Origin of the sequence: Ureibacillus thermosphaericus (assembly GCF_012396605.1) — a bacterium.
Taxonomy (GTDB): Bacteria; Bacillota; Bacilli; order Bacillales_A; family Planococcaceae; genus Ureibacillus; species Ureibacillus thermosphaericus.
Genome location: NZ_JAAXPW010000022.1, coordinates 1 through 23,415 on the forward strand (window position 1 = coordinate 1; position 23,415 = coordinate 23,415).

At 36.6% G+C, this 23,415-nt stretch carries 18 protein-coding genes and 1 riboswitch; of the genes, 8 read left to right on the forward strand and 10 right to left on the reverse strand.

From position 1 onward, the window contains the following. Positions 1-490 precede the first annotated feature (490 nt). Complete coding sequence (locus HF990_RS09555; RefSeq protein WP_168412489.1) at positions 491-1,009, forward strand: NUDIX hydrolase; 519 nt, start codon at positions 491-493, stop codon at positions 1,007-1,009. A gap of 103 nt (positions 1,010-1,112) precedes the next feature. Here the strand turns inward: HF990_RS09555 and HF990_RS15240 are convergent, their stop codons facing one another. From HF990_RS15240 to HF990_RS09590, 7 genes are all read right to left on the reverse strand, one after another. Then, positions 1,113-2,645 carry an S-layer homology domain-containing protein gene (locus tag HF990_RS15240; protein ID WP_168412511.1) on the reverse strand — a complete coding sequence of 511 codons (1,533 nt, stop codon included), beginning with the start codon at positions 2,643-2,645 and terminating at the stop codon, positions 1,113-1,115. A gap of 241 nt (positions 2,646-2,886) precedes the next feature. Further along, positions 2,887-4,494 carry a Na/Pi cotransporter family protein gene (locus tag HF990_RS09565; protein ID WP_168412490.1) on the reverse strand — a complete coding sequence of 536 codons (1,608 nt, stop codon included), beginning with the start codon at positions 4,492-4,494 and terminating at the stop codon, positions 2,887-2,889. Between the two features lie 179 nt (positions 4,495-4,673). After that, positions 4,674-4,922 carry a hypothetical protein gene (locus HF990_RS09570; protein ID WP_016839130.1) on the reverse strand — a complete coding sequence of 83 codons (249 nt, stop codon included), beginning with the start codon at positions 4,920-4,922 and terminating at the stop codon, positions 4,674-4,676. An 85-nt stretch (positions 4,923-5,007) separates the two neighbouring features. After that, complete coding sequence (locus HF990_RS09575; RefSeq protein ID WP_016839131.1) at positions 5,008-5,580, reverse strand: DoxX family protein; 573 nt, start codon at positions 5,578-5,580, stop codon at positions 5,008-5,010. Between the two features lie 159 nt (positions 5,581-5,739). Then, on the reverse strand, positions 5,740-7,095 hold the full coding sequence (locus HF990_RS09580; protein WP_026019123.1) for an aspartate kinase: 1,356 nt from the start codon (positions 7,093-7,095) through the stop codon (positions 5,740-5,742). Between the two features lie 394 nt (positions 7,096-7,489). Then, the gene (locus tag HF990_RS09585) at positions 7,490-8,545 is read right to left on the reverse strand and encodes a hypothetical protein (RefSeq protein WP_168412491.1); all 1,056 of its coding nucleotides are present in this window, start codon (positions 8,543-8,545) and stop codon (positions 7,490-7,492) included. Between the two features lie 97 nt (positions 8,546-8,642). Further along, complete coding sequence (locus HF990_RS09590; protein ID WP_168412492.1) at positions 8,643-10,814, reverse strand: type IA DNA topoisomerase; 2,172 nt, start codon at positions 10,812-10,814, stop codon at positions 8,643-8,645. Between the two features lie 166 nt (positions 10,815-10,980). Here HF990_RS09590 and HF990_RS09595 point away from each other — a divergent pair, with 166 nt between their 5' ends. Next, positions 10,981-11,379, forward strand: coding sequence for a glucosamine 6-phosphate synthetase (locus HF990_RS09595; RefSeq protein ID WP_184656233.1), 399 nt, complete (start codon positions 10,981-10,983; stop codon positions 11,377-11,379). A gap of 683 nt (positions 11,380-12,062) precedes the next feature. Further along, a complete protein-coding gene (locus HF990_RS09600) occupies positions 12,063-12,281 on the forward strand; it encodes a hypothetical protein (RefSeq protein WP_168412493.1) in 219 nt (72 codons plus the stop codon). 458 nt (positions 12,282-12,739) lie between these two features. On the opposite strand, the gene aspA is transcribed toward HF990_RS09600, so the two are convergent. Further along, entirely contained in the window at positions 12,740-14,146 is a 1,407-nt protein-coding gene (gene aspA / locus HF990_RS09605) for an aspartate ammonia-lyase (RefSeq protein WP_096550882.1), read from the reverse strand. Between the two features lie 254 nt (positions 14,147-14,400). Here aspA and HF990_RS09610 point away from each other — a divergent pair, with 254 nt between their 5' ends. After that, entirely contained in the window at positions 14,401-15,282 is an 882-nt protein-coding gene (locus tag HF990_RS09610) for a DMT family transporter (RefSeq protein ID WP_168412494.1), read from the forward strand. A 208-nt stretch (positions 15,283-15,490) separates the two neighbouring features. On the opposite strand, the gene HF990_RS09615 is transcribed toward HF990_RS09610, so the two are convergent. Beyond that, positions 15,491-16,609 (reverse strand): conserved virulence factor C family protein, encoded by a 1,119-nt coding sequence (locus tag HF990_RS09615; protein ID WP_168412495.1) that lies wholly within the window; start codon positions 16,607-16,609, stop codon positions 15,491-15,493. 15 nt (positions 16,610-16,624) lie between these two features. Beyond that, entirely contained in the window at positions 16,625-18,514 is a 1,890-nt protein-coding gene (locus HF990_RS09620; RefSeq protein WP_168412496.1) for an ABC-F family ATP-binding cassette domain-containing protein, read from the reverse strand. A gap of 409 nt (positions 18,515-18,923) precedes the next feature. Here HF990_RS09620 and qoxA point away from each other — a divergent pair, with 409 nt between their 5' ends. Genes qoxA through qoxD form a run of 4 tightly spaced genes read left to right on the forward strand, consistent with a single transcriptional unit; the run spans position 18,924 to position 22,688 of the window. Further along, positions 18,924-19,814 carry a cytochrome aa3 quinol oxidase subunit II gene (gene qoxA / locus HF990_RS09625; RefSeq protein WP_168412497.1) on the forward strand — a complete coding sequence of 297 codons (891 nt, stop codon included), beginning with the start codon at positions 18,924-18,926 and terminating at the stop codon, positions 19,812-19,814. Positions 19,815-19,862: 48 nt separating this feature from the next. Further along, positions 19,863-21,812: a cytochrome aa3 quinol oxidase subunit I gene (gene qoxB / locus HF990_RS09630; RefSeq protein WP_096550878.1), complete on the forward strand. Its 1,950-nt coding sequence runs from the start codon at positions 19,863-19,865 to the stop codon at positions 21,810-21,812. Then, positions 21,809-22,405 carry a cytochrome aa3 quinol oxidase subunit III gene (gene qoxC / locus HF990_RS09635; protein ID WP_096550877.1) on the forward strand — a complete coding sequence of 199 codons (597 nt, stop codon included), beginning with the start codon at positions 21,809-21,811 and terminating at the stop codon, positions 22,403-22,405. The genes qoxB and qoxC overlap by 4 nt, the downstream gene beginning before the upstream one ends. Position 22,406: 1 nt before the next feature. Beyond that, positions 22,407-22,688: a cytochrome aa3 quinol oxidase subunit IV gene (gene qoxD, locus HF990_RS09640; protein ID WP_016839144.1), complete on the forward strand. Its 282-nt coding sequence runs from the start codon at positions 22,407-22,409 to the stop codon at positions 22,686-22,688. Between the two features lie 583 nt (positions 22,689-23,271). After that, a riboswitch (purine riboswitch) is annotated at positions 23,272-23,372 on the forward strand. Positions 23,373-23,415: the final 43 nt, after the last annotated feature.

Below are 23,415 nucleotides of genomic sequence, written 5' to 3' on the forward strand. Positions count from 1 at the left end.
GTGTTTTGCCTCCAGCTTCCTTCAGATTCCGCGTCACCACGGACACCCTTGCTCTTGGCTAACCTCTACTTCTGTCTTCGGGGTTCGGGACTTACACCCTATAGTTCATGTACATGCCGGGCGCACGTAAAAACAGGCTGCAACTTTGGTTAAATGCAGCCTGTTTTTTTTTGGGCAATTACTTGGATGCTCGGCTTTTCGACAGCAATCATGATTGTATAATCTTCTGCCTCTTTTGGACCAAAGTTGATATAAGGTAAATATCAGAATCACAAACGAACAATTTATGCGAAAAACAGAACTTCTAAAAAATTTTTTCGTCATAGTAACTGAGGAGTTTTCAAAAAACTTAAAACTAATAGTTTTTTAATACTGTAGATATGAAGTGGTTGCTAATTCCCGAAACGGGCATTATCCTAGAAAAACAGAGAGATCTCTACTCTCGTTACTGTTTTAGATAGGTAAGCAAAATTACACAAGGAGTAGCACAATGGAAAAGTGGGATTTATATGATATCCATCGAAACAAATTAGCGAAACAAATCGTTCGTGGAGATAAAATGGCATTAGACGAGTTTCATTTAGTCGTACACGTTTGCATATTTAATTCACAAGGAAAGATGCTGATTCAACAGCGTCAGCCTTTTAAAAAAGAATGGCCGAATCTTTGGGATATCACATGTGGTGGTAGTGCGATTGCTGGAGAAACCAGTCAACAAGCTGCTTCTAGAGAGTTATTTGAAGAATTAGGAATACATTATAACTTTGAACATATACGTCCGCAATTTACTATTAATTTTGAACGTGGATTTAATGATTATTACCTTATTGAATATGACGTGAATTTAAATGAATTGACGTTACAATCTGACGAGGTACAAGCCGTAAAATGGGCTTCTAAAGAGGAAATTATAACGTTAATTAATCAAAAAAAATTTATTCCTTATTATGAAAGCATTATTGCGTACCTATTTGAAGGACGACATCATTATGGCTCTATTCGTATCTAAAGGAAAATTTATTGATTATTTTTCATTACTAATAAAAAACGCCCCAATCCCTTATAAATCAAGGAATTGAGGCGTATTCTACTTAGTATTTCTTTACATTTATTTATTTTTCACACGCCCATCCATCGTTATCACGGTCGTGTTTTTCGTCATAGGATGGATGGCTGGATGAAACACCATTTGGATAATATTTGCGCATTTCTGTACAATTACTAAATTTTATCGGTGCACCGGACACTACCCCGGATTGATTTTTCGATGGTTGCGTAGGCGATGTTGCATTCGCTTCAAACGGATTCGCATTGATCGTAAACGTGTAACCATCTGACGTCACAACAATATTCCCGCTCGTTGCTGTACTGTATGCTTTTGCCCTTACCGTCATTATATTATTTTTGACTTCACTATGAGGATGGCCATAGGAATTTCCTTTACCATAACTTAAGATGACCGCTTCTGGTTTTACAGCACGTAAAAATGCTAAACTTGAACTTGTATTCGAACCGTGATGTCCTGCTTTTATGATTTCAGATTCTACATTATATTTCTGTAGCATTTGTGATTCAATATTTGTATCGGCATCTCCTGTTAACAGCGTATCCATGTCACGATAAGATACTTTTAATACAATACTTGCATCGTTATTGTCATCTGCATTAGCATCAACATGTAGCACTTGTATTTTCAGTGATGAATCTACTGATAACAACTCACCGATTGTTGCTTGATGATAATTCGCTCCTTCTTTTTTGACAGCATTTAATATATTCACATATGTATCCGTCGTATGTACTTTTCCGGAGTCTATAAAATTGTCCACCTGAAAAGCTTCGATTACATCAACAAGGCCACCAATATGGTCCGCATCTGGATGCGTTCCAACGACATAATCAATTTTATTAACTTTCAATGATGTTAAATAACGAACTACATCTTCGCCTGCTGATTTCGCCCCACCATCTACAAGCATTGTTTTTCCATTCGGTGTTTGAATAAAAATAGAGTCACCTTGTCCGACATCAATAAAGTGAACTTTCATTTCTTTTAACGCGGTTGTACCCGTTTCTTGATAACGGATCGCTCGTGCCATGAATGTTGCTAAATGGGCTTTAGATAAGTTGGTTTGTGGTTTAAAAGTACCATCTGTATATCCTGTCGTAATGCCCGCTTTTGCTAATTGCTTTACCGCCTCATATGCTGTGTGTCCTTTTGGAACGTCTTTAAATGTTTGATTTCCTGCAGGCAATGGATAAGCGCGGGCAATAAACGTAGCCATATGTCCACGCGTTACTTTTTGGTCAGGCTTGAATGTACCGTCCGGATAACCTTTAATGATTCCTGCCTTCGTTGCTGCATAAATATACCCGCTATACTTGTGAGTTTTCGGGACATCCTTGAAACCTGTTGCTGATGGCGAATTATCCAATTTCAATGCTTTTGCAAGCATCACAATCACATCTAAACGAGTTGCAGTATTGGAAGGAGCAAATGTTGTTCCTTGATCAATGACTTCTTGATCTACTAAATACTCAATGTCTGAATAATTATAATGCGTTTTCGAAACATCTTGGAATGTCTGTGCATAGGATGGAACTGTAAAGCATCCTATCAGTGTAATGGATAGTAAAATCGTTATAAGTTTTTCATGTCTTCTCCTCCCTAGCGTTCAATTATAGTGGAATCATTCATGCTTGCATACACATCAATATATGGAAGAATTACTGGACTTTTTTGCTAATGAGCATTTTTTTTATTAAAAACTTCAAATATTGCCTTTAATAAGAAAAACAGACTAGAAACCATTACCGTTTCCAGTCTGCTTTATTTTGGATAGCTTCATTTTCTATAAACCCACACATACTGTTACCTGCTTTTTGTCACAACGATTCCCGATCATAAAAATTCGAGGATTCTTCTAGTTCCGTCCCTTTTTTAAATTCCACCAATCTCGCAAAGGCGCGCCAGTAATGGTAGACGAGACGGTCAATCCACAGAAGCGCCTGAACGTTGGACATGGCCACTTCCAATTTTGTTTCTCTTACCGCCGTTCGCTCATAATATTTTCTTCTGCGCACTCTTCTTTCTTCTGCAATTTTGTGGGCGGTTTTCTCCAACTCTTGCTCCATTTCCAACAACTTTTCTTCGCTGTCAAAACTTTGATTGATTTGTTCTAACGTTTTATGCCACCATTTCATCAATTTCTCTTGATGAAAAACTCCTTCTACCTTTTGTTGTTCTCGCAATACGCGAATTAATCGGCTGATATGGTCCAACACGTGCAATATGGCAACATGTTGATTACGAAGTTTCGTTGAATCCGATTGCACGTCATTGAGGAACTTACGGAGTAACACAATGGCTTCCTCTACTTCCTGCACTTTTTTTTCGTAGCTAGCCGTTCCCTTTTTCGCTTCAATTAATTCTAACATTGAATCCGTTAAATGTTTCATCATTTGCAATAATGTTTGATAAGCTACTTCTAAGGCAGCGGATGGAATGGATACCAATTGATCGTCGAGATTTCGAGTCAACGCATTCGCCTTTTCTGGCAACATTTTCGTTAAGAGCTTTGAAAACTGCTTTGTAAATGGAACGAAAATGATGGCCCCAAATACACTAAACAGCGTATGGAATAATGCAAGCCCCACGGTTTCATCAAAGCTACCGGTAAACGCAACAGTCAAAAACTCAACAAATTGTAAAATGTAGCGAATGAAAATGGTCACAATGAAAGCGGTCACAACATTAAACATCAAATGGGTTGCCGCTGTTCGTTTTGCTGCGATGGATGATCCAATCGAAGCCACAATAGCTGTTGCAGTCGTTCCGATATTTTGACCAACGACTAAAAAAGCAGCCTGTTCAAAATCAATCGCTCCAGCAAATAATGCAGTAAGCGTCGTTGCCATCGCTGCACTAGATGCTTGCATAATAATGGTCATAATAATGCCAATTCCAATTAATAACAAAATGGACAGAAAGGATTCAGTATCCAATGACTCAAAGCGAATCCAATGTTGGGCCGTTTCCATCCCTTTTTGGAGCAAATCGATTCCTAGAAATAGAAGGCCGAAACCGGTCAACACGCCTCCATATTTCTTGATGTCGCTTGGAGCCACATATTGTACAAATACCCCTAAACCAATCATCGGCAATGACATGGCTTGCAGGCTGATCTTAAACCCTAAAAGGGAAATAATCCACCCTGTACTTGTACTTCCAATATTGGCGCCAATGATAATACCAATCGACTGAAAAAAAGAAATAAGTCCTGCACTGACAAAACCAACTGTTAAAATCGTTGTTGCGGTTGAAGATTGAACGAGCACAGTCATAAAAAATCCTGTTAATAAGGATGTAAACGTTCCTTTTGTGAAAGTATGTAACCATTTTCTCAACGTTTCGCCCGCAATCTCTTTCAACCCGTTTGTCAACATCGACATTCCTAATAAAAAAATGCCGATTCCACCTATTGCATTAATCATCAAGCCACCTCCTTCACTAGAAAGGGCAATTCACTGGAATATTATTATTTTACAAAAAAAACAAAATTGCGTTCCTAGAAGAACGCAAAATTAGACGAAAGAATCAATAAAAATTCGACCATCTGATATGGGCAAGACGCAGTATTCATTTTGAAATTATATTTCACAAAATATTATTTCTATTCTGCATCAATGACAAATTGTTTCATTGACTCTCTCGAATCTTCCTCTTTTAAATAAATCACTAGTTCTTGGCGATATTCATTTCCCTCTAAATAGTGGTCAAGGGTATGAAAATCATATTTATAACTGCCAAAAGGAAACGTTACATATTCTCCCTTCACCGCCGCAAGTAAACCTGCAACATCGTGGGAGACCATTTGTAATAATTCTTGACCTGTAGATGTTAATACAAATATTACATTCATCTTCTTTCACCTTTTCATGAAAAAACGTTGCCTTATAAGCAACGTTTTCTTAGTCTATTTATGTAAGGATATTTTACCATATGTATTAAGCATTGAACACTGTTGTGTCTTCTTTCTGCTTTGCAATTTTTCCCCAAGGAGTTCCGAGTTTTAATAATACCCAGCGATCTAAACCATACCAACCTGCTACTTTCCAAGCTAACATTAAGAGAATGCTGAGTAATAATAGACGTGGATTTGAACTTAACGTGCCAGCAAATAAGAAGGCAATATTCATCATCGATCCGAAAAAGGCTGCAATGGCTGTAAACAATCCTATTATTAATCCAATCCCAACAAGCACTTCCCCAAACGCAACTAAATAGCTAAAGATTGTCGCATTCGGCAAACAAATATGTTCTAAAAAGGCTGCATACCATCCCATTACATCATTCGTCGTGGATGCTTTTTCGATGGCACCTTGTAAATATCCGCTGACTGCCGCTCCCGCATTCTTACCAGTCCAAGCATCATCAAATACTTTATGAATTCCTGATTGGAGCCAAATCCATCCTACATAAATGCGGACAACTAGCCAAATGGCCGCGGAACGAGTGTCATTAAATAAAAATTGAGTCACTGGATTTTCCGGATAGAAAATCAATTCCTTTTTTTCCATTGTTTCACTCCTTTCACCACTTATTATATAGTGTTTTATTACTCCGAACTATCTTTTTTTCTATATACAAATACTTTTTATAATGAAAATTCATGAATTTGAAAAAATTATAAATACAAAAAAAAGATGCAACAGGTTGTCTGCTGCATCTTCATTATATTAAATCGTTACAGGTGCAAAAAACTCCTCATACAATGCGCGTAAGCATTGGTCTTCATATGGCTGCAATACACCAAATACGAGGCTAACTTCTGATGACCCTTGATTAATCATCTCGATATTTGCTCCAGTTCTAGAAATAGCTGAAGCTGCACGGGCTGCTAATCCTGTATTATTGCGCATACCTTCGCCTACAATGACAATCATGGAAAATCCGTGACGGAAATAAACATCATCTGCGTGAAGTTCTTCTTTCACTCGTTTAACAATGCGTTCTTCTTTTTCAGGATTTAATTGGTTGGAACGAATGATAATTGAAATATCATCCACTCCAGATGGCGTATGATCGTAAGAAATGTTTTCTTCCTCAATGATTTGTAATAGTTTTCTGCCAAATCCAATTTCTCGATTCATTAAATATTTAGAGACGTACAAAGTCGAGAAACCGTGATCTGCCGCTATCCCAATGACCGGTCGACCATTAGGCTTGCGGGATGGAACAATGCGTGTACCAGGAGCAGAAGGATTATTTGTGTTTTTAATATTCACAGGAATCCCTAGTTTGAATACAGGAATTAAAGCTTCATCATGGAATACTGAAAATCCTGCATAAGAAAGCTCTCTCATTTCACGGAATGTAATTTCTTCAATACCGATAGGATCGTTTACCACTTTCGGATTTGCAGAAAAAACGCAATCAACATCTGTGAAGTTTTCATACAGCTCTGCTTTGACAGCCGCCGCTAAGATGGAACCTGTAATATCGGAACCACCGCGATCAAATGTACGCAATACACCATCTTTTGTATATCCGAAGAATCCAGGGAAGACAATGATTTCCTCACTCTTGCCCAGATTTTTTAAGTTTTCATAAGTCTCTGGTAAGGCAACTGTTCTTTCAGGAGGGTCGTTTACAATTAACCCCTCTTTTGGGCTAACATATTTCGCCTTCATGCCAATAGAGTTGAAATATGCCGCGACTAATTTCGCGTTATTGTCTTCTCCACTTGCTTTTAAATTATCAATGAATAACTCTTTTTCTAATTTTAATGCAATGCGTTCGCGTAAATCTTTCTCTATTACTTCGCAAATTTTTCCGTCTAAACCTAGACCTTGAGCAATTTCAATATATCGATTTAACACATTTTGCAGCTTCTCTTCAACTTGATCATTCCGAAGAGCTGATTCTGCTAAATCGATTAACAAATCCGTCACTTTAATATCATCACCAAAGCGTTTCCCTGGAGCAGATACCGTCACGATTCTTCTTTTTGGATTAGCCTTCACAATATTTGCCACTTTTTTGATTTGTTCTGCACTTGCAACAGAAGTACCACCAAATTTACATACTATCATTTTTTTCATCAAATCCTTACTATCCAGAATTGTATTTTCCATAAAAACATTTGACTTTCCTCAGTGTACAAATTTTATAAAAAATCGTCAAGACCAATTAAATAAAAAGATAAAATATTTGCAAAATTTAATCCGATTATATTAATTCGTCCTAGTATATGTAGAAATTCACTACAAAACTGCATAGTTGCCTAACATAAAAAACTTCAATTTTTTTTAAAAGAAAACCGTGCACACCTATTCGGTAAAAATAGATGCACACGATTTTACTATATATCATGTGTCAGTATCGATTATCAATACTTAATATTTAGTAGTTTTATTATATACTATCTTCTTGATTTTTCTAGTCTAAATTTATTGTTGATTCATAGATTTTTATAACTTTTTATCATTAAAAAATCGAAATGACAGAAACTAGAATAATAATCATGACCATAAGTACTAATTGAACATACATCCAACATTTTATATGAAAATCGTCCATAGTAGAATGTATTTTTTGAGAAATAATTGTGACGAACCCGACAAGTACGATTTTAAGTAAAAGCAACAGCCCTAACGGCTTTAACAATAAATCCAATGGCGAATCATATTTATACGCTAACAAACTACCGGAAATAACTAACATCACAATGCAAACAAAAGCATATTCAATGAAAATGGAAATGAAGTTTTTTACCATTGTTTTATATTTAGAATAGAAAAAAATAACAATGGCAAGACCTGTAAACCAAATCGCAGCCGCAATCAAATGAAGGATTTCAAATAGTGCTAAAATAAGTGAGCGAAAATCTGCTGGATATTCGATTTTACAACCTATAAGTATCAGTACAAACAATAAATCGAACCATCGATTTTTATACAAAAACAATAACCCCAATACTGAGACTATAAGCGAGAGATACCAGCCATACTGAATCGATGATTGGTTTGGTAAGGAAGGAAGGAATCCATCCGTTAATATATTCATTTCCAATAAAATAAGTGAAATCAATGCGAGAAAATGAACGCATTGAATAACAAATCCCCATTGCAAATATGTTTTTCGTACATAGAAGGAATAATTCTGTATAATTCTCCACCAAATCACCGATCCGACAAGTAACAAAAAACCAATGGTATAAAAGGATTGGATGGCAATCAAAATTAGTTGGGACTTTTCGGTAGGATTGTGCCATTCATGATGCTCTAAAAGAGTGATGGGCGAGAAATTTCTAGTAAAATAGATGAATTCGTAGAGAGCATTAAGGGATGCATGATTCACAAATTGAGTAGTACTCTCTATATAAGAATGATTTTGAGGAAGGAAATTAGTGTCTGATGTTTGATTCATAAGCATTTTGAATGATGGATCATGCTCTACATGCGATAATGCTTGCCACTCATCATCCAATGCCACTGACGAAAAAGCATAGAATCCATAGACTAAAATGGCAATAATCACCAATGGAACAAAGCGTTTCCTTTTGATGATGAAAATCCTTTCCTCTTTTTATTATCATATTCAGATACACTTCAAATGGATTATTCCATTAAATAGATCCTTACTTTCCTCGCTCTACGTTGTTGGAAAATTCCATCTTCCAACTGAAATATTCTTCTTCAGGATTTTTTTCATAACGCAACATTGCATCAAACTTATTCCCTTTTTTGCTTGTGAGACCTTTCAATAACACATTCCCATCTCTCAACAACTGCTTCACCATCGTTTTCGTCGGTTTCTTTTTCATGGAAGCCAGGAATTTATCATTTTTCCAAATGACAAATTTACATCCATTTTTCCAATTGCTGCAACCAAATCCTTTTTTCCCTTCAATGACCGCATGACCACAAACTGGGCATTTCCCTACCACTTCAAAGGTTTTCTTCTTTTTCTCCACTTCATTTAAAATCACATCTTCATCTTGTTGAATGGTATATACAGCTCTTTTCGTAAAGTCAAAAATAAATTGTAAAAATCGTTCCCGCTGAAATTTTTGTTTTTCAATATCCGATAACGTTTTTTCTAATCGGCCGGTAAACTCTAAATCAAACAATTCTTTGATTGGGAATGTTTCAACAATTCGCTTCCCTAGCTCTGTGCAAATTAGATATTTATTTTTCGTTGTAATGTAACCAATTGATTTCAACTTTTTGATTGTTTCTGCTCTTGTTGCCGGCGTGCCGATGCTAAAACCGCTTAAAATGGTCGCCATCATTTCATCGCTTTCTTCCAACTCTTCTTCCTTCCCTTTTCCGCACGTTTCCATCACCTTCAATAACGTTTTTTCCGTATGATGTTTCGGCGGCTTAGTAACATAAGAGGTTAGTTCATGGTCCATGATTGTCACTAGCTCATGAAGGGTTACATTTGGAAGAATCATATCTTTTGACTCAATTTGTTCTACTTTTCTCCACCCTTCTACAATTTGAACTCTGCCTTTTGAAATAAACTCTCCTTTGATTTCGTTCACTTTCGTTACGATTTTTGTTTCTTCATGTTCAGCCACAGGCATAAATTGCATTAGAAAACGATTTTTAATCGCTTCATAAACGATTTTCTCATCATTCGATAAACGGGCAGGCTTCACATACGTCGGGATAATGGCGCTATGGCTTTCGACCTTTGAGTTGTCAAATACACGTTTCTTTTTAGCAAAAACGATTTCACCTTCATAAGGTAAGCCTTTTTTTACAATTTGAAGAACCTTCATTGCTTTATCCACTAAACTTTCTTCCAATACGACGCTAGCTGTACGTGGATAGGTAATATATTTCTTTTCATAAAGGGATTGGGCAACTTTCAGCACTTTATCGGAAGTCCAACCTTTATATTTGCTCGTAATATACCCTTGCAAGTTTGTCAAATTGAATAAGTAAGGAGGATATTCTCTCTTTTTCTCTACGGTCTTTTCGATAATTTGTGCTTGATGATTCGCTAATGCTTTTTGAATGTTTTCTAATTCATCTCTATTCTTAAACTTTTCCTCTCCATTTACGTGATACGTTCCTTTATACACTTCCCCATTTTGGGTTTGAAAGGACGCTTCGAGTTTGAAATAATCTTCAGGTTTGAATTGTTCGATTTCTTTATCTCGATCATAAATTATTTTTAATGTAGGTAATAAAACTCTTCCGATGTTTAAAGCACTGCCTGATCCTTTCTGATATTTTAACGTTGCAACAGATGTCAAATTAATGCCAATCACCCAATCCGCCCATTGCCGACTAATTCCTGCATCCAACAGCGGTCTCATTTCCGTATTTGGTTTTAATTGTTTAAGACCTTTCAACACTTCTTCCTTCGTCCATTCATTTTGCAACATTCGATACACAGGCTTATTCGTTTTCAAATTATATATAATTGTATCGCCAATCAGTTGCCCTTCCCGATCATAGTCGCAGGCAGAAATAATCATTTCCACGTCAGGGCGGTTCATTAACTGTTGGATAATTTCCAGCTGCTTTTTTGCCCCAAAGTCTTCTTTCTCTTTATTTTTAGGATCTGTTTTCACTTTGTATTGAAATTTTTGTGGGATGAAAGGAAAGTACTCCATTCTCCATTTCGTCATTTTTGGATCATAATCTTTCGCATCATACAATTCAAGAAGGTGTCCGAAAGCCCACGTAATAATGTATCCGTTCCCTTCAAAATATCCTTCTTTTTTTGTTTTTATGTTTAACGCATCTGCAATATTTTTCGCAACGGATGGTTTTTCTGTTAATATTAATTTCATTTTTTACAATCACCTTGTGTTGACTAGTTTTAATTATAATTATAATGTTATTTTCTTTGATTAGAATGTATTGAGTTAACCAGAAATAGTATAATATGAAATTTTATAGAAAATAGTATTTGATATTGATATAATGTCATTACAAAGGTAGGGGGAGTTTATTGCCATGCAAAATGTTTCAAAACGAACGATTTTATGGATTGTACCTATACTCATCCTTTTTATTTTTTGGTATATGTATAAACCAACGGATGGTGCTGAATATATATACTATATTAAAACACAAACTTCTAGTAGTAGCCCTTCGTTAAACTATGAAGATGCTTTGAACAAAACTTGCGAAAATGAAGAGTGGATTTATTTTAAAACGAACAATCGCCAACATGTTGTAGAGTTTAAAGGAGTTTGTCCTGTTGATGGACAAGAAAAGGCGGATATCAACTTGCAATTTATTGTGGAGAAAGATTTATCGGACTTTAAAGTTGGAGCAATGTTATTGAAAGGCGAGCAACAAACTCCTGAAAAGCGGGATGCGTTTTTAAATGAAGTTCTATCAAGTCAATGATTCATCAGAGCGAATGAAGTAAATTCGCTCTGTTTTTTTATTTTAGGGATATTGACTAATGGCTCACCTTAGCATTTGCTGGTAATTTTCATCGATTGGCTATTCTCTTCCTAATTTTGGATTTTATTGAGTTTGCTGATGCCTTTTTCATCCATTGACTATTATCTTGCTGAGTTTGACTATTATCCTTGATTGATTGACTATTATCTTCTTGATTTTGACTAATATGGAATTTCGCTAAGCCCCTTTTTCTTCCGTTGGCTATTATGTTCCCAAGTTTGACTATTATCCTTGCATGGTTGACTATTATCTTCATCATTTTGACTATTATCGTATTGGGCGAGGCACCTTTTTCTTCCGTTGGCTATTATCTTGCCGAGTTTGACTATTATCCTTGCATGGTTGACTATTATCTTCTTGATTTTGACTATTATCGTATTGGACGAGGCACCTTTTTCTTCCGTTGGCTATTATCTTGCCGAGTTTGACTATTATCCTTGCATGGTTGACTATTATCTTCATCATTTTGACTATTATCGTATCGGGCGAGGCACCCTTTTTCTTCGGTTGGCTATTATCTTGTCGAGTTTGACTATTATCCTTGCATGGTTGACTATTATCTTCTTGATTTTGACTATTATCGTATCGGGCGAGGCACCCTTTTTCTTCGGTTGGCTATTATCTTGTCGAGTTTGACTATTATCCTTGCATGGTTGACTATTATCTTCTTGATTTTGACTATTATCGTATTGGACGAGGCAACTTTTTCTTCCATTGGCTATTATCTTGCCGAGTTTGACTATTATCCTTGCATGGTTGACTATTATCTTCATCATTTTGACTATTATCGTATTGGACGAGGCAACTTTTTCTTCCATTGGCTATTATCTTGCCGAGTTTGACTATTATCCTTGCATGGTTGACTATTATCTTCATCATTTTGACTATTATCGTATTGGGCGAGGCACCTTTTTCTTCCGTTGGCTATTATCTTGCCGAGTTTGACTATTATCCTTGCATGGTTGACTATTATCTTCTTGATTTTGACTATTATCGTATCGGGCGAGGCACCCTTTTTCTTCCATTGGCTATTATCTTGCCGAGTTTGACTATTATCCTTGCATGGTTGACTATTATCTTCATCATTTTGACTATTATCGTATCGGGCGAGGCACCCTTTTTCTTCCATTGGCTATTATCTTGCCGTGTTTGACTATTATCCTTGCATGGTTGACTATTATCTCCACGATTTTGGCTATTATCGAACATTGCAGATTTCGATTACACTTCATCATGTTGTAACTCAAAAAATAAAAGGCAAAGAGCACCTCAATAGTACCCTTCGCCTAAAAAAATTGCATTATTTTCTTCCAGCAATTCCCGGATGTGTCATTTCATATGGATTTAAGATTTCATTTAACTGTTCTTCTGTTAATACGCCATACTTAATGCAAAGTTCACGGATGGATTCCCCTGTAAGATATGCTTCACGTGCTAATTTTGCAGCTGTTTCATAGCCTACATGTGGGTTTATTGCAGTGATGATTCCAATGCTTTTTTCAACATATTCTTTCATACGTTCTTCATTTGCCTTAATGCCTTTTAAGCAGTTTTCTGTAAAGGATTTAAAGACATTTGTCATAATCGAAATCGATTGAATTAAATTGAAGAATAACACAGGTTCCATCACATTTAATTCAAATTGGCCTGCTTCAGATGCAGATGTAATTGTTAAATCATTACCGAACACTTGGAATGCCACTTGGTTCATCACTTCTGGCATAACAGGATTCACTTTACCAGGCATGATAGAAGATCCAGGTTGTCGAGCAGGAAGAACGATTTCTGATAAGCCTGCGCGTGGTCCAGATGCCATTAAGCGTAAATCATTGGCAATTTTAGACATGTTGATCATGCAAACTTTTAATGCAGAAGAAACTTCTGTATAGCAGTCTGTATTTTGAGTTGCGTCCACTAAATGTTGTGCACTTCTTAATGGATGTCCGCTGAATTTCGCTAAATGTTCTGTTACGATTCTTATATATTCAGGATCTGCATTTAAGCCAGTGCCGACTGCTGTTGCACCCATGTTGATGTCGTATAAATTGTTTCTCGTATTGGCAATACGTTCAATATCGCGGGCAATAACACGAGCATATGCTTCAAACTCTTGTCCTAATAAAATAGGAACAGCGTCTTGCAAGTGCGTTCTTCCCATTTTAATAACGCCAGCGAATTCATCTGCTTTTTTCATGAATTCTTGTTGCATGTATTTTGTAGTTTCAATTAATTGATTTAATAAACTTAACACAGCAATATGCGTTGCAGTAGGGAAAGCATCGTTTGTTGATTGAGACATATTTACATGGGAGTTTGGACTAATTTTTGAATAGTTTCCTTTTTCCTCTCCCATTAATTCTAATGCGCGGTTAGCAATCACTTCATTTGCATTCATATTAATGGAAGTTCCTGCCCCGCCTTGAATTGGGTCAACAATAAATTGATCATTCCATTTTCCTTCAATCACTTCGTCAGCAGCTTTTACGATATATTGCCCAACTTCTTTATCGAGTAAGCCAACTTCCATGTTTGCTAATGCGGCTGATTTTTTTACAATCCCTAGTGATTTAATTAATTCTGGATGAATACGATAACCTGTAATTGGAAAATTTTCCGTTGCCCGAATTGTTTGTACGCCATAATAAGCGTCTTTCGGAATCTCCTTTTCTCCTAAAAAGTCTTTCTCAATACGAACATCGGTATTCATAATAAAAACAATCTCCTTTTCTTTCTATCGAAGCTCTAAGCAAACGTTTACATTGTCGAACTTGTATTAGAGTTTCTTTATTAAATCCTACACTATTCTATCATAGAAAAATATAAAAAGAGCCCTGTTTCCTAATAATATTTTGTAATAGTATTGCCAAATTCACATAAATGTTATTTAATAGATTCTATATTGTTTTATTTCAGAGTTTTCGGAAAATTATAGGATATTAATATAGTTTTGAGGGAAGTCAAATGAATGTATCTGCTATGATTAAACTGTCAGTTAGTATGGCCATTTTTGGTTCCATCGGTTTATTTACAGTGAATACAGGGATTCCTGCTGTAGAGCTCGTATTTGTTCGTTGTATCTGTGCAACTTTATTTTTAGGTGGACTATGGTTGATAACCGGAGGACATAAGACAGAAGTTTGGGATCGAAAAGAAGTATTACAAACTCTATTTTGCGGAATATTCCTCGTATTGAATTGGGTGTTTTTATTTAAGGCATTTGAAGAAATGTCCATTTCCGTAGCCATTTCTATTTATAACTTAGCACCCATTTTCGTTGTGATGTTAGGTGCGGTATTATTGAAAGAACACATTACGATTGGGAATATTCTTGCCATTATCATCTGTTTTGTTGGCTCTGTTTTTATTGTTGGAATGGAACATTTACATTCCATTGAAGCTTTTATGAATTCTGGATTTATATGGGCCATGTTATCCGCCATTTGCTATGCGTTGACGATGTTTTTAAGTAAGACGCTAAAAGGATTATCACCTTATGCAACGACATTTGTACAAACAGCTTTGGGCATACTCATTTTGTTGCCAATGTGCGATTTTTCGGTGTTTCATGGTTTAACAAGCACAAACATAATGTTTATAGTGGGAACAGGTATTATTCATACTGGATTTGTTTACTATTTATTCTTTGACAGTATTCGTAAATTGCCGACAATCATTGTTTCTGTTTTAACTTTCCTTGACCCAGTTGTAGCAATTTTACTCGATATGGTGATTCTTGATTTTAGACCAAGCCTCTTGCAGACTCTTGGTATTTTGTTTATTTTTGGCGGAATCTCATATACGGTATTAAAGCCCAGAAAATATACACAGGAGAAGTTAGCGTAATAAAAAATTTCTTCTTTCTTTTTATTGACGATTAAGTTTCGCTTTGATGATATGAAACATTCCCTGTTTATCGAATATTAAATTCACTAACTTGAAAAGTATTTTGGAAATATCAAAACACATAAATAAAAGGCTGCCTGGAAAGTAACGACTTGTTAGGCAGCCATTTTTACATTGCAAAGGGCACAAAACTTACCCACTTTTATACTCAGTTATTATTTCTCTCCATCATTTGCTTCCAGACGGATCCTTTTGCTTCTTCGCCTTGCTCGATTCGTGCAATAGCCATCTTTACTTGGAGTTTCACCTCAAATTCCGGATCATTTTCCGCATCCCTTAATGCAGGAAGACTCCGTTCCGTTCCAGATTCATATAAAAACATAGCTGCACGCCAGCGGACAAGTTTATTTTTATCTTTTAACGCTTCCATCATGGCCGGTTCAAATTCTACAAATCCAAGATCGCTCATGCAATCTCCTGCAGTGCGGCGAACCGCGGCGCTTTTATCTTTCAATACACGAACAAGAAGCGGCACAACTGCCTTATCTTCAATCATGCCTAAATACACTGTTGCGAGTCTCCGAATGGACATCTGTTCATCTTCCAAAGCTTTTTCCAATAATGGAAGATCATCCAAATCCGGATCCGGAATTTGATCTAGCATTTGGAAACGTTCCTTCCAATCCTCCACCTCAAACTCTTCCACCGTAATTTTCTTTCTTTTTACGGTTTCTTGTTTTTTTGCATTTGCTGCTTCCACTATGCGGGCAATCCGTTCATCTGGATATGTTGCTTCAATTTCTTTTAAGACGCTTTGCGCAATTTCTTCTTTATCTCCATAGCGAATGCCAAAATCTGCCCACTTACGTTCGAAAATATAGTTTTCGTCTGTCTTGTCAACTTTAATTTGATGAAACGCATTCACAAACCGCTCACCAGTTGAAATCCGATGTTCACCGGAAGAATCAAACACTTTAATTTGAAGCGGCAATCCTCTAAACATTTGAACGTGGACAAAAACTTCTCCATAATGATCCACAGCTTGTTCCTTTTGTTCCACCTCTTCTGTTTGATCACCAAGCGCATTGCGAACTTGGGATAAAATCGTTTCCCATTGATATTTTGCATTCCGCTCAACCGCTAAAAAATCTAATACGCGATAAACACCCTTAACGCCTTCAATTTTCAAGATTTCTTGGATTTCACTTGGCGCTTCTTCTATATTTTCTTTCGTATAATTAAAGCTTTTGCCAAAAGGCAACTCCTCATCCACTACCACTTTCATTGAATTGGGACTCGGTGTTGGCTCAATCGTTACTATTTTCAATATTCTTCCCTCCATTTAATTTCCGTTCACAATTCCATCTAAATACGTCCATCTTTCAATCAATCGTTCATATTCAGCATTTAGTTCGTTTAATTTATCTGTATATTCCTGTAGTTTCACATAATCCGATCCACAGCCTGCCATTAGTTCTTCCGTTTCCGCTATTGCCTCTTCCACTTGTGCAATTGTTTCTTCAATTGTTTCCCACTCTTTTTGTTCTTTATAAGTTAATTTTTTCTTTTCATTTTTTGGCTTCTCTTGCTTTGGTTTTTCTTGTTTTTCTGCTTTTATCTCCAGCTTTTCAGCTTCGGATTTCTTCGCTAAATATTCTGTGTATAAATCCAAGCTTTCCTCTACATTCCCTTTACCATCTAAAATCCATAATTTTTTCGCAATTCGGTCTAAGAAGAAACGGTCGTGGGAAATGGTAATCACAACACCTGGGAAATGTTCAATAAAATCTTCCAATACTCCAAGTGTTTCAATATCTAAATCATTTGTCGGCTCGTCCAATAACAATACATTTGGCTGTTCCATCAATAATCTTAATAAATGCAGTCGTTTCCGCTCACCGCCTGATAACTTCCCAATCGGTGTACCGTGTGTATGTAATGGGAATAAAAATCTTTCCAACATTTGGGCAGCTGAATAACGAACCCCTTCCGAGTCGGTAATGTCGTTCGAAGCCTCGCGAATATATTCAATCATTCGCTGATTTTCATTCATTTTTGGAAGCATTTGATGAAAATGGGCTATCTTAACGGTAGGTCCAACAATGACTTCTCCTGCATCTGGCTGAATTTCCCCTGCCAATATCTTTAATAAAGTCGATTTTCCATATCCATTAGCACCAACAATGCCGATGCGATCCCCTTGTTGAATCAGAAAATTAAAGTCTTTTAATATCGTTCGCTCCCCAAACGATTTGGATAAATGGACGCCTTCTAAAACCTTTTTCCCTAATCGGGTAGTCGATAGCGACAGTTCAAGTTTTGCTTCTTCTTTATGCCGTTCAATTTGCTTGTCTAATTCTTCAAAGCGCTGAATTCTTGCTTTTTGTTTCGTCGTTCTTGCTTTCGCACCGCGGCGTATCCATTTCAACTCATTGCGGTAACGATTGCGTAATTTTTCTTGCGTTGCCTGTCTATTTTCTTCCCGAATTGCTCGCGCTTCTAAGAAATCCGCATAGTTGCCGTTATGGCGATAAAGGGTTTGATCCGCGAGTTCATAAATATGAGTGGCAATTTCATCTAAAAAATAGCGGTCATGGGTGATAAAAATAACGGCTCCTTTTAAGCGAAGTATCATTTCTTGCAGCCATTCCGTTGATTCTGCATCAAGATGGTTCGTCGGCTCATCCAATAAATAAAGATCCGCCGGTTCAATTAAAACCTTCGCTAAAGCCACACGCTTTTGCTGCCCACCTGATAAATTCGAAACATGCTCATCAAACAAATTAATGCCCAGTTTCGTTAAAGCTTGTTTTGCGAGAGCATTAACATCCCAAGCTTTTTCAGCGTCCATTCGCTGCTGCAGTTGGAATAATTGGTTTTGAAGCGCTTCTGATTCAGGCTGAATGGCGAGTTTTGATACGACTTCTTCATACTCTCTATTTAATTGCAAAATGGGAGAGTTTCCTGAAAAGACAGCTTGCAGAACGGTAAGTCCTTCTTCAAATACAGGTTTTTGTGGCAAGTAGGCAATTCGATATTTGTTTGGATGATCCATTTCGATGGAATCGGCTTCTTGTTCGCCAGCTAAAATGGAAAGTAAAGTTGACTTCCCAGTACCATTAATCCCAATCAGTCCTGCCCGCTCTCCTTCATAAATGGTAAATTCAACGTTTTTAAATAGTGTTTTATCTCCAACGGTTTTTGTTAAATTCGAAACAATTAAATGACTCATCGTATTCCATCTCTTTCAATATAAACTTCTACTCATTCTATCATTTATTATATAGAAATTTTTATCTCCTTGCATTCTTCAGTATCTTATCAAAATGTTCCACACCGGAAGATTTATTTTCTTCTATTTTTATTTAACCTTCGCTCTCAAAATTATTTTTCTAAAATAATTTTACCTTAATAATATTATACTTATAATGCCTGAATACAGATTTATTGTAAAATTTGGCTAAGCTTTGGATAATTATCGACAAAATCTAAAACAATTCATGTCTGTTTTGTGAATTTTACACTATACCCATAGTGTAAACGATGTTAAATTTCTTATTTTGATATAGAATTAACTCAAAGTGATTGAAAGGAAATCGAAAATCGATTTTCTTTTTGAACGTTGAAAGGAGTACATCCATATGAAACGAACTCTGCTGTTATCTCTCTCAATGCTTCTTGTCTTCCTCGCAGGTTGTGAACCTTTATTAGTGTTAGACCCAAAAGGACCTCAAGCGGCACGTCAAGCAAGTGACATTATGATTTCCATCGGGATTATGGCGTTTATTGTAATCGTTGTCATGGTTTTATTAGTTTACATGCTTGTTAAATATAGAGCTTCGAAACTACCGGAAGATTACGAACCACCTCACATTGAGGGTAGTCCTTTGATTGAAGGACTCTTTATTGGTATTCCAATCATTATTGTGGCCGTTCTTTCGTTTATTTCTGTGAAAAGTAACTACATTGTAGAAGCAACTCCACAAGGTTATGAAGATCAAGAACCATTAATCATTTACGCTTCATCTTCCAACTGGAAATGGCACTTTAGTTACCCTGAACAAGATATTGAAACGGTGAACTACTTATATATACCAACGAATCGACCAATTGAGTTTAAACTTTATTCTTACGGACCTATTACAAGTTTCTGGATTCCACAATTAGGTGGTCAAAAATATGCGATGGCTGACATGGTGACAACACTTCATTTAGCTGCGGATACACCAGGAGAATATATGGGACGTAACGCTAACTTCAGTGGTAAAGGTTTTGCTGAAAATACATTTACTGTAACAGCCATGAATCAAGCAAAATTTGACGAATGGGTGGAAGAAGTTCATGCCAATGCTGAACCATTAACTGAAGAAACTTTCGATAAATTATTAGAACCTGGTCATCTTGGAAGAATGACGTTTACCGGAACACACCTTGGATTCAATCCACCTCCAGAACATGACCACGGTGCAGATGAAGGAACGGAGCTTGAACATACAGAGTACGAAATGCATGCTGAGCATTCACACGAATAAACGTAAATCTAGTAATTTACGTAATAAACTTTGAGAGGAGAAAAATCCATGGAATTTTTTGAACGATTTGCTGTGCCGCATCCAAGCCCAGCAATCTATGCATCTATGGTAGCGATTGTTGTTGTCTCCCTAGCCATTGTCGTTGGTTTAACATATTTTAAAAAATGGGGTTACCTGTGGCGAGAATGGCTTACGACTGTGGACCATAAAAAAATCGGGATTATGTATTTAATCTCCGCAATTTTGATGTTGTTCCGTGGTGGAGCTGACGCGATTATGATGCGTGCACAGCTCTCCATGCCGGAAAATCAATTATTGGATGCGCAACATTATAATGAAATTTTTACAACGCACGGTGTAGTCATGATCATCTTTATGGCAATGCCTTTCATCTTTGCCTTCATGAACATCGTCGTTCCATTGCAAATTGGAGCTCGTGACGTTGCCTTTCCAAGACTTAACGCTATCAGCTTTTGGCTTTTCTTCTTTGGAGCGATGTTATTTAATATTTCGTTCGTTGTCGGTGGTTCACCAGATGCAGGATGGACGTCTTACTTCCCACTTGCTGGAACGGAATTTAGTGAATCTGTCGGAACGAACTATTATATGATTGCTATTCAGATTTCGGGTATTGGATCCTTAATGACTGGTATCAACATGATTACTACGATCTTAAAAATGCGTGCTCCAGGAATGTCGCTGATGAAAATGCCAATGTTTACATGGGCTACATTTATGGCTTGTGTCATTATCATCTTTGCGTTCCCAGTATTAACAATTGCGTTATTAATGGGTACAACAGACCGCTTATTTGCGACAAACTTCTTTACTTCTACAAATGGCGGTATGGACATGCTTTGGGCAAACTTCTTCTGGGTCTGGGGACACCCGGAAGTATATATCTTAATCTTACCAGCCTTTGGTCTTTACAGTGAGATTATTTCTACTTTTTCTGGACGAAACCTTTACGGATATAAATCAATGGTAGGATCAATGGTGATTATCTCCCTGCTTTCATTCCTAGTTTGGACGCACCACTTCTTTACGATGGGTCAAGGTGCTTTAACAAACAGTATCTTCTCCATTTCAACAATGGCCATTGCGGTGCCTACTGGAGTGAAAATCTTTAACTGGCTGCTTACGATGTGGAAAGGGAAAATTCGCTTTACTGTTCCAATGCTGTACTCAGTAGGATTCATTCCACTATTTACAATCGGTGGGGTTACTGGGGTTATGCTTGCGATGTCAGCAGCGGACTATCAATATCACAATACAATGTTCTTAGTCGCTCACTTCCATAATACAATCATACCTGGTGTCGTATTTGCGATGTTAGCTGGCTTACATTACTACTGGCCAAAAATGTTCGGCTTTATGTTAAATGAACGCATTGGTAAATGGGCTTTCTGGTTCTTATCAATCGGATTCGTCCTTGCCTTCTTCCCAATGTACATTACAGGTTTAGACGGACAAGCACGCCGTATGTATACGTATTCAGAAGCGACAGGTTTCGGTCCTTTAAACTTTGTTGCATTCATCGGTGCAGGTTTAATGACAATTGCCTTCTGCATTATCGTCTATAACATTTTATATAGTATTAAAAATTCTCCAAGAAATGTTGGGGATGACCCATGGAACGCTCGTACATTGGAGTGGGCAACGCACAACCCAGTACCAGAATACAACTTCGCACGCACTCCACATGTAGCATCGAGTGAAGCATTATGGGATGTGAAGAAAAATGGACATGAATTATTTAAAGGTGACATTGAAAAAATCCACATGCCAAATAATAGTGGTGTCCCATTTATTATGGGTGTGATTTTCTTTATCGCTGGATTCTCCTTCGTATTTGCATTGTGGGTTCCTGCAGTCATCGCGCTAATCGGTATTTTCGCATGTATGGTGCTTCGTTCCTTTGAAAAAGATGATGGACGCTATATTTCAGTGGAAGAAATTAAAGCAACGGAAAGCACATATGGAGGTGCTAATTCATGAAAATCGATCACACGCAGCCTCTTGAATATGGTACACACCAAAACCAATTGAATATTTTAGGTTTCTGGATTTTCCTTGGTGCGGAAATCATGCTGTTTGCAACACTTTTTACAGCCTACTTCATCATGGAACATCGAACAGGAAATGGACCAACTGGACCGGAAATCTTCGAAATTTCACCAGTGCTTATTGAAACGTTTGTATTGCTCACAAGTAGTTTCACCATTGGCCTTGCTGTTCATGCAATGAGAATCGGACGTAAAAAGGCCATGTTAGCATTTTTAGGTATTACCCTATTACTTGGTCTAGGGTTCCTTTCAGTAGAAATCTTTGAATTTATGCATTACTACCATGTTGGTGCAACTTATCAAACAAGCGGATTTACTGCTGCACTCTTAACAACGCTCGGTACCCATGGTGCCCACGTTACCCTCGGATTGTTCTGGGGACTTAGCATCATCATTCAGGTGGCAAAAGACGGCATAAATGCACGAACAGCCAATAAATCCTTTATCTTCTCTCTCTACTGGCATTTCCTAGATGTTGTCTGGATTTTCATTTTCAGCTTCATCTACTTGAAAGGAATGATGTAATATGAAAGAATTATTTCCTGCAAAACAAGTCGGCGGCTATATCTTTTCATTAGTGTTAACGATTATTGCTCTGCTTGTATATTTTCTGGATTTTACTTTCCCAATAGCAATGTCAATCCTACTTGTCACAGCTTTTGTCCAAGCAACAGTGCAATTAGTGCTATTTATGCACGCAGGTGAAACGGAAGACGGTAAAGCGATTTATACAAATGTGCTTTACGGAATTATTATCGCAGTCGTTACAATAATTGGTTCATTATTGATTTTAATTTGGGATATGTAATGGACATGGAAAAAGCTTGAATCTTGCATTCAAGCTTTTTTATTATTTGACTGAAATTCAAATTGGATTAAATGAAGAAATAGGCCAATGAGTAATAAATAAAAACTCCCTTTCACGATACTAATACCGTACCACATTGATAGATTGGAAACAAAACTAATTCCAAATAATATCAAACCCAAAATAAAAAGCAACGCAAACAGATTCATAAAATATTTCAACATGGTCCTATCCCCCTTGCTGTCAACAATCGTGAATACCCTTTTGTATATTTTCCGTTCACAATTTAGACAAATTTTTTCTTAAAAAAATAATACCATACTTTTTATACTTCAAACATAATAATTGTATTTTATGAACTTTTTTTGTTTTATGTTTACACTTTTATTAAAATGACTTTCAATTCATCTTTTTAACTGCTCTCAAACTTTGTTCTCCTTATGCATATTCCTATCCATGACTTTTCGTTTTATTATTCTTACTTTTTTCATTTTTTAAAATATTTTATATTAATTATTTATAAAAAATCATTCTAATTTATATTGACGATTCAAATGAAAGCTGTTATCATTTTTCTAAACTTTTTAATATAACATAAAAACCTTGTATAAATTCAAGAATACGGCTTGAATGTTTCTACCAGCTACCATAAATAGCTTGTCTACAAGGAATGAAAACTTATTATACATAATATTTTTATTCCATTTTGTAGAGAAACTTTGGCCTA